Below are 10,836 nucleotides of genomic sequence, written 5' to 3' on the forward strand. Positions count from 1 at the left end.
CCATCGCCACAGGGCGCTGGCTGGAAACATGACAGGATAATGGCACTTTAGTACCAATTTAAAGGCGAGGGCTGCGCCCTCGTTCGCGGGCAAGCCCGCTCCTACAAGGATCGCGTCGCCCCCGAGAACACTGCTGTACCTGTGGGAGCGGGCGTGCCCGCGAAGGGCCGCAAAGCGGCCCCAAATTGCATCAATATTGCCACAACTGTGGAAGTTTAGCCTTCCACCTGACTCCATTGTTTGCTCAATCTTTTGTCGGAAATCGGCACCTTGGTCCCCAGCTGCTGGGCAAACAGCGACACCCGATATTCCTCCAGCCACCAGCGGTACAAGGCCAGTTGCTCATCGCGCTTGCCTTCCTGGGCATGCTTGTCGGCACGGGCCTTGTACTGCGCCCACAGGTTGGCCAGCTCACCGCTCCACACCCGGTCCTTCTGCACTTGCGACCCCAGCTTCTCCAGGCGCAGTTCCACCGCCTTGAGGTAACGCGGCAGTTCCTTGAACCAGGCCCCTGGCGTTTCGCGCACGAAGCCCGGGTAAACCAGGTTGCCCAACTGCTGCTTGATGTCGTTCAGTGCCACCGCCTGGCTCAGGTCGATCTTGCCCTTGAAGCGCTTCTGCAGGCCATGCCACAGTTTCAACACCTCCAGCGTCTGGCGTGCTAGGCGCTCGGCATGCTCGGCCCAGCTACCGCGCTTACGCTCGGCCAGCCCGGCCAAGGCCGCACCATCACGTGGCAACGGTTGCTCGCCTTCGAGGATGCAACTGTCCAGGCTGGCCAGCAGAATGTCTTCGACCAGCGCCTCGACCCGGCCCAATTCACGGTACAGCAGGCCCAGTTCAGTCAGCCCCGGCAGCTTGCCACGCAGAAACTTGGCCGGCTCGGCCAATTGCTGCAACAACAGCCGTTGCAATGCTCGGCGGTGTTGGAACTCGGCTTCGGCCTGGGTCGAGAAGCGCCCTTCACGTACAGTGCCGTTGTCTTCCACCAGCGCCGGGTACACGGTCATCGACAGGCCGGCGATCTTCTGCTGAGCGGTCTGCTTCACTTCGCTGAAGGCCTTGGCCTGCACCGGCTGTTCGCTTTTCGCATCACGCGGCACGGCCAGGGCAGCCTGACTGGCGGCAGCAAAGCGCGCGGTCAGTTCGGCCAGGTCACGGCCTTCGCCCAGGAACTTGCCCTGGCCATCGACCACCTCGATGTTCATGCGCAGATGGCCTTCGACCAAGTTGACCGATTCGTCCCAGGCCTCGTCCGGCACGCGCGCACCGGTCATGCGCAACAGCTCCTGGCCCAGGGCCTGCGGCAGTGCCCCTTGGCCGAAGGTCATGCGCGCCAGCGACGCCTTGACGAAGTCCGGCACCGGTACGAAGTTCTTGCGCAGGGCCTTGGGCAGGTTGCGCACCAGCGCCACGCACTTGGCCTCCAGCAGGCCTGGCACCAACCATTCCAGGCGCTCGCCCGGCAAGCTTGGCAGCAGCGGCGCCGGCACCCGCACGGTAACGCCATCGCGGGGGTGGCCGGGCTCGAAGTGGTAACTCAGCGGCAGGCGCAGCTCGCCCACTTGCAGGCTGTCAGGGTACTGCGCGGCGGTCACTTCGCTAGCCTCACGGGCCAGCACGTCTTCCTCGCGCATGATCAACAGGTTGGCGTCCTTCTGGCTGCCCATGCGGTACCAGCTGTCGAAGGTCGCGGTCTGATGGATTTCCGCCGGCAGACGCGCTTCGTAGAAGGCATAAAGCGTTTCTTCGTCAGCCAGGATGTCGCGCCGACGAGCCTTGGCCTCCAGCTCGTCGAGCTCTTCAAGCAGGCGTTTGTTGGCCGCCAGGCACTTGGCCCGTGACTGAATCTCGCCGCCCACCAGGCCTTCACGGATGAACAGCTCGCGTGCGGTGACCGGGTCGATCGGGCCGTAATGCACAGGCCGACGGCCGACCAGAATCAGCCCGTAGAGGGTGATCTGCTCATAGGCCACCACCTGCCCGCGCTTCTTCTCCCAGTGCGGCTCGAAGTGGTTCTTCTTGATCAGGTGACCGGCCAGCGGCTCGATCCAGTCCGGTTCGATCTTGGCCACCATGCGTGCATACAGCTTGGTGGTTTCGACCAGCTCGGCAGCCATTACCCACTGCGGGCGCTTGCGCCCCAGGCCCGACGACGGGTGCACCCAGAAGCGCCGCTGGCGGGCGCCTTGGTAGTCGCCTTCTTCGGTCTTCTGGCCGATCTGGCTGAGCAGCCCGCTAAGGATCGCCTTGTGCAGCTTCTGGTAGTCGGTCGGTTCCTTGTTCACCGTCAACTGCAGGTCGCGGCAGATCAGCGCCAGCTGACGATGGGCATCGCGCCACTCACGCAGGCGCAAGTAGTTCAGGAAGTGCTTGCGGCACCAGTTGCGCAGCGGGTTGGCGGTCAATGCCTGGCGCTGTTCCTCAAAACCACGCCACAGGTTGACCAGCGCGGCGAAGTCGGAGTCCACGTCTTTCCACTGTGCGTGCGCCTGGTCGGCGGCCTGCTGGCGCTCTGGCGGGCGTTCGCGCGGGTCCTGCACCGACAACGCACTGGTGACGATCAGCACTTCCTGCAAGCTGCCCTGGCGTGCGCCTTCGAGCAGCATGCGGCCTAACCTTGGGTCGATTGGCAAACGCGCCAGCTGGCGGCCGATAGGCGTCAGCTGGTTCTCGCGGTTGACCGCCGAAAGCTCCTGCAGCAGGTTGAAGCCGTCGCTGATGGCCTTGCCATCCGGCGGCTCGATGAACGGGAAGGCATCGATAGCGCCCAGGCGCAGGTGCAGCATCTGCAGGATCACCGCCGCCAGGTTGGTGCGCAGGATCTCTGGGTCGGTGAACGCTGGCCGGCTGTTGAAATCCTCTTCGCTGTACAGCCGCACGCATATGCCCGGTTCGACCCGGCCGCAACGGCCCTTGCGCTGGTTGGCGCTGGCCTGCGACACCGCTTCGATGGGCAGGCGCTGGACCTTGGCGCGGTAGCTGTAGCGGCTGATCCGCGCGGTACCGGTGTCGATCACATAGCGGATGCCAGGTACGGTCAGCGAGGTTTCGGCGACGTTGGTGGCCAGCACCACGCGGCGCCCGGTGTGCGGCTGGAAAATGCGCTGCTGTTCGGCAGGCGACAGCCGCGCGTACAGCGGCAGAATCTCGGTGTGGCGCAATTGCGCCTTGCGCAGGATCTCCGCGGCATCGCGGATTTCCCGCTCGCCCGGCAGGAAGATCAGCACATCGCCGGGGCTTTTGCCCTCGCTGCGCTCATGCTGCGCCACTTCATCCAGGGTGGCGAGGATGGCCTGGTCGACGGTGAGGTCGTCCTCGATCTGGTTACCTTCCTCGTCCTGCTCGCTGGTCAGCGGGCGGTACCAGGTTTCCACCGGGAAGGTGCGCCCGGACACCTCGATGATCGGCGCGCCGTCAAAGTGTTTGGAGAAGCGCTCCAGGTCGATGGTGGCCGAAGTGATGATCAGTTTCAGGTCCGGCCGGCGATGCAGCAGCGTCTTCAGGTAGCCGAGCAGGAAGTCGATGTTCAGGCTGCGCTCGTGGGCCTCGTCGACGATGATCGTGTCGTAGCGCTCGAGGAAGCGGTCATGCTGGGTTTCAGCCAGCAGGATGCCATCAGTCATCAGCTTGACCAGGGTGTTGGCATCGCTCTGGTCTTCGAAGCGCACCTGGTAGCCAACCAGCCCGCCCAAGGGTGTGCCCAGCTCTTCGGCGACCCGCGCCGCCACGCTGCGCGCGGCGATCCGGCGTGGCTGGGTGTGGGCGATCAACCCATGGCTGCCACGGCCCAGTTCCAGGCAGATCTTCGGCAACTGGGTGGTCTTGCCCGAGCCGGTTTCACCGGCAATCACCAGCACCTGGTGTTCGGCCAGGGCCTTCTTGATCTCCTCACGCTTGGCGGCGATCGGCAGGTTGTCGTCGTAGCGCACGGTTGGCACGCTTTGCTGGCGCGCGGTGACCTGGGCGCAGGAGGCCTGGACCTTTTCCACCCACTGCGCCAGCTTTGCCTCATCGGGACGCTTGCGCAGTTCGTGCAGTTGCCGGCGCAGACGATGACGGTCGGCAATCATGGCGTGGTCGAGGTTTTGCAGCAGTTTGTCGATGGCGTGGTCAGTCATGGGGCTTTTTAGTGATGCAGGTGAGCCTGCTTTTTCATGATCGGCATTCGGTAAGTCGGGCGATTGTCGCAGATTTGCCGATTTTCTGCTGCCTGCACGATCCCTGTGGGAGCGGCCTTGAGTCGCGAAAGGGCCGCTCCCACATTGAACGAGCGGCCTTCCAGGCAATGTTTAGCCAGGTACGATGTAAAGGTTGCCATTCACTGCTTTAATCAACCTTACGCCGCATGTGAGTATCAAAGGCATGACTCCCGCCCAGCCCATCGCCCCACCGTCGTGCCGCCCTTCGCTAGCGAAGGCCCGGAGACGTGCCGGGGAAAATCCGCTGGTGCATGTCATCCTCGCCTTCTGGGCCCTGTGGCACTGCCGCCACGCACGCCCACCGGACACTTCGCTGACGCCATTGTGACCAAACCCGGCCTCCCCCTGGCCGTTTGACTCAACTGGGCCGCCTGCTTGCGCGGAGGCCCTGTGCGCTCGTGAGCGAATCCATCATGCACTTTGCACCCGTAGAGCAGGCTACCCGTTTCCTGGCCGACAACCCCGATATCGAGCTGTTCGAGCTGTTCATCCTCGACGCCAACGGCGCACCACGCGGCAAGCTGCTGCACCGCGACGAACTGCTGGCCGTGTACCAGACCGGCCGGCCACTGCCCAGCACCATCCTCGGCCTGACCCTGAACGGCGACGACGTGGAAAACTCAGGCCTTGTGTGGGACGTCGGCGATATCGACTGCCGCGCCTACCCGCTTGACGGCAGCCTGGTGCGCCTGCCCTGGCGCCGGGTGCCTACCGCCGCCGTGCAGGTGAGCATGCACCCGAGCGAGGGCCTGCCGGCGAGCATCGCCGACCCACGCCATGTGCTGCTGCGCACCATCGAAGCATTGAAGGCCGACGGCTATCACCCGGTGATGGCCTGCGAACTGGAGTTCTACCTGCTCGACCAGCAGCGTGATGCCCAGGGCCGCCCGCAACCGGCGCTGGACAACGATGGCGGTCGCCCTCGCAGCACTCAGGTCTATGGCTTGCGCGAACTGGAGCAGATCGAGCCGTTTCTCGCCGACCTGTACGCCGCCTGCAAGGCCCAGGGCATCCCTGCGCGCACGGCCATCTCCGAGTACGCCCCCGGCCAGGTGGAAATCACCCTCGAGCACGGCGATGCACTGCAGGCGATGGACCAGGCGGTGCGCTACAAGCGCCTGGTGAAAGGTGTGGCCCATGCCCACGGCATGCAGGCTTGTTTCATGGCCAAGCCATTCGCGCAACTGGCCGGCACCGGCATGCACATGCACCTGAGCCTGGCCGACAGCGCGGGCAACAACCTGTTCGCCAGCGAAGACAAAGCCGGCACCCCGTTGCTGCGCCAGGCGGTGGCTGGCATGCTGCGCCACCTGCGCGACTCGCTGCTGCTGTTCTGCCCCAACGCCAACTCGTTCCGCCGCTTCCAGGCCAACAGCTATGCGCCCCTGGCGCCGACCTGGGGCGTGGACAACCGCACCGTGAGCCTGCGCGTGCCAGGCGGCCCGGCCAACAGCCGACATGTGGAACACCGCATCTGCGGCGCCGATGCCAACCCTTACCTGGCTGCAGCCGCGATCCTTGCAGCCAGCCACCGAGGCATCCGCGAACAGCTGGACCCTGGCGCACCGGTCGAAGGCAACGGCTATGCCCAGGCCACCGAACACCTGCCCACCGACTGGCTGACCGCCCTCGACGCCCTGCAAAACTCCCATTGGGCCCGTGAAGCATTGGGCGCAGACTTCCTTGGCGTGTACCTGAAGGTCAAGCGCGCCGAGTACCGCCAGTTCATGGCCGAAGTCAGCGAACAGGACTGGCGCTGGTACCTGCACCAGGCCTGAGCCCCTACATAACAAGGAACACCCATGAACGCAGCATTGAACAACGGCCCGGCGCAGCGCGCGCCGTCCTACTACACCGCCACCCTCAACGACCACACCGAGTACCCCCAACTCAAGGGTACCGTACAGGTGGATGTAGCCATCATCGGCGGTGGCTTCACTGGCGTAGCCACCGCGGTAGAGCTGGCCGAGCGAGGCCTGAAGGTCGCCATCGTCGAAACCAACCGCATCGGCTGGGGCGCCAGCGGGCGCAATGGCGGCCAGGTCACCGGCAGCCTGTCGGGCGACGAGGCCATGCGCTCGCAGATGCGCAGCCACCTGGGCAGCGAAGTCGATGACTTCATCTGGCGCTTGCGCTGGCGCGGGCACCAGGTGATCGAGCAACGCGTGGCGCGCTATGGCATCGATTGCGACCTCAAGCACGGCCATCTGCATGCGGCGATGAAGCCCTCGCACATGAACGAGCTGCGCGCATTCGAGGCCGAGGCCCGTCGGCGTGGCATGGGCGAGCAGGTGCAACTGCTCGACCGCGCTGCCGTGGCCGAGCACCTGCAAAGCCCGTTGTACCTGGGCGCGTTGAAAAACCTGCGCAATTTGCACCTGCACCCGCTCAACCTGTGCCTGGGTGAAGCCCGAGCTGCGCACAGCCTGGGCGCACTGATTTTCGAAAACTCCGAAGTGCTGGACATCGTCCATGGCCCGCGCCCGGCGGTAGTCACTGCCCACGGCAGGGTCGAGGCACGCCAGGTGATGCTGGCCGGCGACGTGTATCACAAACTGGAAAAGCGCCAGCTCAAGGGCAAGATCTTCCCGGCCATGGGCGGCATCGTCACCACTGCGCCGCTGGGTGAGCTGGCCGAACAGATCAACCCGCAGGACTTGGCGGTGTACGACTGCCGCTTCGTGCTCGACTACTACCGCCTGACCGCCGACAAGCGCTTGTTGTTCGGCGGTGGCGCCAACTATTCCGGCCGTGACTCACGGAACATCGAAGGCGAACTGCGCCCGTGCATCGAGCGCACCTTCCCGGCATTGAAAGGCGTGCCGATCGAGTTCCAGTGGAGCTGCGCCATGGGTATCGTGGTCAACCGCATCCCGCAGTTGGGCAAGCTGTCGGACAACGTGTGGTATTGCCAGGGTTATTCGGGGCATGGCATTGCCACCAGCCACATCATGGGCGAGATCATGGCCGAGGCGTTGACCGGGACGCTGGAGAAGTTCGACACCTTTGCCCAGTGCAAGCATGTGCGGGTGCCGATGGGGGACTTGTTGGGGAACCCGCTGCTGGCGGCGGGGATGTGGTACTACCAGATGCTTGAAAAACTGCGCTGATTTCACCTTCTCTAGAAGTATCTCGGCCAGTGTGAGAGCGGCCTTGCGCCGCTCCCACACTGGCCGTGCAGGCTTCTGATCAGGCGATCTTCTTCAAGCCTTGCTTCTTCAGTTCTTCATCGCGCAATTCGCGGCGCAGGATCTTGCCCACGTTGGTGGTCGGCAGTGCGTCGCGGAACTCGATCTGGCGCGGCACCTTGTAGCCGGTAACGTTGGCACGCATGTGCTCCATCACCTGCTCCTTGGTCACGGTCATGCCCGGCTTGACCACGATGAATACCTTGATCACTTCACCCGACTTCTCGTCCGGCACACCAATGGCTGCACACTGCAGCACGCCCGGCAGGGCCGCCAGCACGTCTTCCAGCTCGTTGGGGTACACGTTGAAGCCAGAAACCAGGATCATGTCCTTCTTGCGGTCGACGATGCGCATGTAACCGTCCGCCTGGATCAGGGCGATGTCACCGGTCTTCAGCCAGCCTTCGCTGTCGAGAATCTCGGCAGTGGCGTCTTCGCGCTGCCAGTAGCCCTTCATCACCTGCGGGCCCTTCACACACAGCTCGCCCACTTCGCCCAGCGGTAGCTCGTTGCCGGCGTCGTCGATGATCTTGCACAGGGTCGATGGCACCGGAATACCGATGGTGCCCACCTGGTTGGCCTCCGCCGGGTTCACTGCCGCCACCGGGCTGGTTTCGGTCATGCCGTAACCTTCGCAGATGGCGCAACCAGTAACGGCCTTCCAGCGCTCGGCCACGCTCAGTTGCAGGGCCATACCACCCGACAGGGTGATTTTCAGCGCCGAGAAGTCCAGGGCACGGAACGCCTCGTTGTTGCACAGGGCAACGAACAGTGTGTTGAGGCCGACAAAACCGCTGAACTTCCACTTGCCCAGTTCCTTGACCATGGCCGGCAGGTCACGCGGGTTGCTGATCAGCACGTTGTGGTTGCCGATCAGCATCATCGCCATGCAATGGAAGGTAAAGGCATAGATGTGGTACAGCGGCAGCGGGGTGATGAGGATCTCGCAGCCTTCGTGCAGGTTCGAGCCCATCAGCGCCCGGCACTGCAGCATGTTGGCCACCAGGTTGCGATGGGTCAGCATGGCGCCTTTGGCCACGCCGGTCGTACCGCCGGTGTATTGCAGCACGGCCACATCGTTGGCCTGCGGGTTGGCCTCGGTAACCGGCTGGCCCTTGCCCAACGCCAGGGCGTCGTTGAAGCGCACGGCTTGTGGCAGGCTGTAGGCCGGCACCATCTTCTTCACGTACTTGATCACGCTGTTGATCAACAGGCGCTTAAGCGGCGGCAGCAGGTCGGCCACTTCAGTGACGATGACGTGTTTGACCTGGGTCTTGGGTACCACCTTTTCGGCCAGGTGGGCCATGTTGGCCAGGCACACCAGGGCCTTGGCGCCGGAGTCGTTGAACTGATGTTCCATCTCCCGCGCGGTATACAGCGGGTTGGTATTGACCACGATCAGCCCGGCACGCATGGCGCCGAAGACCGCGACCGGGTATTGCAGGACATTGGGCAGTTGCACGGCAATGCGGTCACCCGGCTTGAGGTCGGTATGCTGCTGCAGCCAGGCGGCAAACGCCCCCGACAGCGCATACAACTCGCCATAAGTGATAGTCTTGCCCAGGTTGCTAAAGGCCGGTTTGTCGGCAAAGCGTTGGCAGGATTGCTTGAGTACTGCCTGGATATTGGGGAATTCGTCAGGATTGATTTCCGCCGTAATCCCGGCTGGGTACTTATCCTTCCAAAAATTTTCGATCATGGAAGCCCACTCCTTCAGCAACAGCGAAGTTCGATTCACGCGTCGATGCGCTTATTATTGATATGAGATGACGGTTCGTTGCAAACCGGATCATCTGAAAGCGGGCCGAGAGTAACAGCTTTGCCTGGGGTCGCCTAGAGGCCAAAACAGGCCTTGCGGTCACAAAAATGACTCAATGAACAATACAGGTCATTTTTAGAGTTTTTAACCAAAATGTCGCAGATCAGGCTGTAATTGGCCTGTTAGAGCTGTTCGAGGCAATCGCGGGCAAGCCCGCTCCTACAAAGACCGACGTAGGAGCGGGCTTGCTCGCAAAGTAGCCAACACTTACCTCAAGCGATGTCGCGCAACTCCCGTCGCAGAATCTTGCCTACCGGCGTCATCGGCAACGACTCGCGCAGCACGATGTGCTTGGGTACTTTGTAGCCGGTGAAGTTGGCCTTGCAGTAGGCCTTGAGCTCATCCACGCTCAGCCCGCCCTCGCGCGGCACCACGAACAGCTTCACCGCCTCGCCGGAGCGGTCGTCCGGCACGCCGATGGCTGCACAGTTGGCGACCTTGGGGTGGCCCATCACCACGTCCTCGATCTCGTTGGGGTACACGTTGAAACCCGAGACGATGATCATGTCCTTCTTGCGATCGACGATGCGGGTGAAGCCGTCCGGGTCGATCACCGCGATGTCACCGGTCTTGAACCAGCCTTCGGCATCCAGGGCCTGGGCCGTGGCCTCGGGCTGCTGCCAGTAACCCTTCATCACCTGTGGCCCCTTGATGCACAACTCGCCGCGCTCGCCCAGCGGCATTTCGTTGCCGTCATCATCAATGACCTTGAATGCCGTACCCGCCACCGGAATACCCACTGTGCCCAGGCGCGCCAATTGACCATAGGGGTTGGTGCTGGCCACAGGCGAGGTTTCGGTCAGGCCGTAGCCTTCGACGATGCGGCACCCGGTAAGGGCTTCCCAGCGCTCGGCGGTTGCCTTGACCAGCGCCGTACCGCCGGAGTTGGTGACTTTCAGCGCCGAGAAATCCAGCTGGCGGAAACCAGGATGGTCCATCAGCGCAACAAACAGGGTGTTGAGGCCCAGCAACGCAGAGAATCGCCACTTGCCCAGCTCCTTGATGAAGCCGGGAATATCCCGAGGGTTGGTAATCAGCACGTTGTGGTTGCCGGTGACCATCATGCACATGCAGTTCGCGGTAAAGGCATAGATGTGGTAAAGCGGCAGGGGCGCGATCATCACCTCCTGGCCGTCCTTGAGCAGCTTCTGCCCATCGGGGCCGTGCTGCGAGAAGCACGCCAGCACCTGCAGCATGTTGGCCACCAGGTTGCCGTGGGTGAGCATGGCGCCCTTGGCCAGGCCGGTGGTGCCGCCGGTGTACTGCAGCACGGCGATGTCGTCGAGGTTCAGCGGCACGGGCTTGGGCGACAGCCCACGGCCCTCGCGCAGCACCTGCTTGAACGGCACCGCCTGGGGCAAATTGTAGGCCGGCACCATCTTCTTCAGCTTGTCGACCACGGTGTTGACCAGCCAGCCCTTGGCGGTGGGCAGCAGGTCGCCCATCTTCGCCTCGATCAGGTATTCGATACCGGTATCGGGCAGCACTTCCTGCACGCGCTTGCCGAACATGTTCAGGTACACCAGCGCACGGGCGCCGCTGTCCTTGAACTGGTGGCGCATCTCGCGCTCGGTGTACAGCGGGTTGGTGTTGACCACGATCAGCCCGGCGCGCATGGCACCGAACA

At 63.3% G+C, this 10,836-nt stretch carries 5 protein-coding genes; 2 read left to right on the plus strand and 3 right to left on the minus strand.

Annotated elements, in window-relative coordinates; translation table 11 throughout:
• Positions 1-215: 215 nt before the first annotated feature.
• The gene (gene hrpA, locus APH42_RS06275; RefSeq protein WP_060492953.1) at positions 216-4,121 is read right to left on the minus strand and encodes an ATP-dependent RNA helicase HrpA; all 3,906 of its coding nucleotides are present in this window, start codon (positions 4,119-4,121) and stop codon (positions 216-218) included.
• A 494-nt stretch (positions 4,122-4,615) separates the two neighbouring features.
• Between hrpA and APH42_RS06280 the strand changes: the two genes are divergently transcribed.
• On the plus strand, positions 4,616-5,980 hold the full coding sequence (locus tag APH42_RS06280; protein WP_060492957.1) for a glutamine synthetase family protein: 1,365 nt from the start codon (positions 4,616-4,618) through the stop codon (positions 5,978-5,980).
• A 24-nt stretch (positions 5,981-6,004) separates the two neighbouring features.
• Complete coding sequence (locus APH42_RS06285) at positions 6,005-7,312, plus strand: FAD-binding oxidoreductase (RefSeq protein WP_060492954.1); 1,308 nt, start codon at positions 6,005-6,007, stop codon at positions 7,310-7,312.
• A gap of 79 nt (positions 7,313-7,391) precedes the next feature.
• On the opposite strand, the gene fadD1 is transcribed toward APH42_RS06285, so the two are convergent.
• Entirely contained in the window at positions 7,392-9,089 is a 1,698-nt protein-coding gene (fadD1, locus tag APH42_RS06290; RefSeq protein WP_012273630.1) for a long-chain-fatty-acid--CoA ligase FadD1, read from the minus strand.
• A 332-nt stretch (positions 9,090-9,421) separates the two neighbouring features.
• Positions 9,422-10,836: AMP-binding protein (locus tag APH42_RS06295; RefSeq protein WP_060492958.1), on the minus strand; the 1,415-nt coding region annotated here is incomplete at its 5' end.

The organism is Pseudomonas sp. NBRC 111140, assembly GCF_001320885.1.
Taxonomy (GTDB): Bacteria; Pseudomonadota; Gammaproteobacteria; order Pseudomonadales; family Pseudomonadaceae; genus Aquipseudomonas; species Aquipseudomonas putida_P.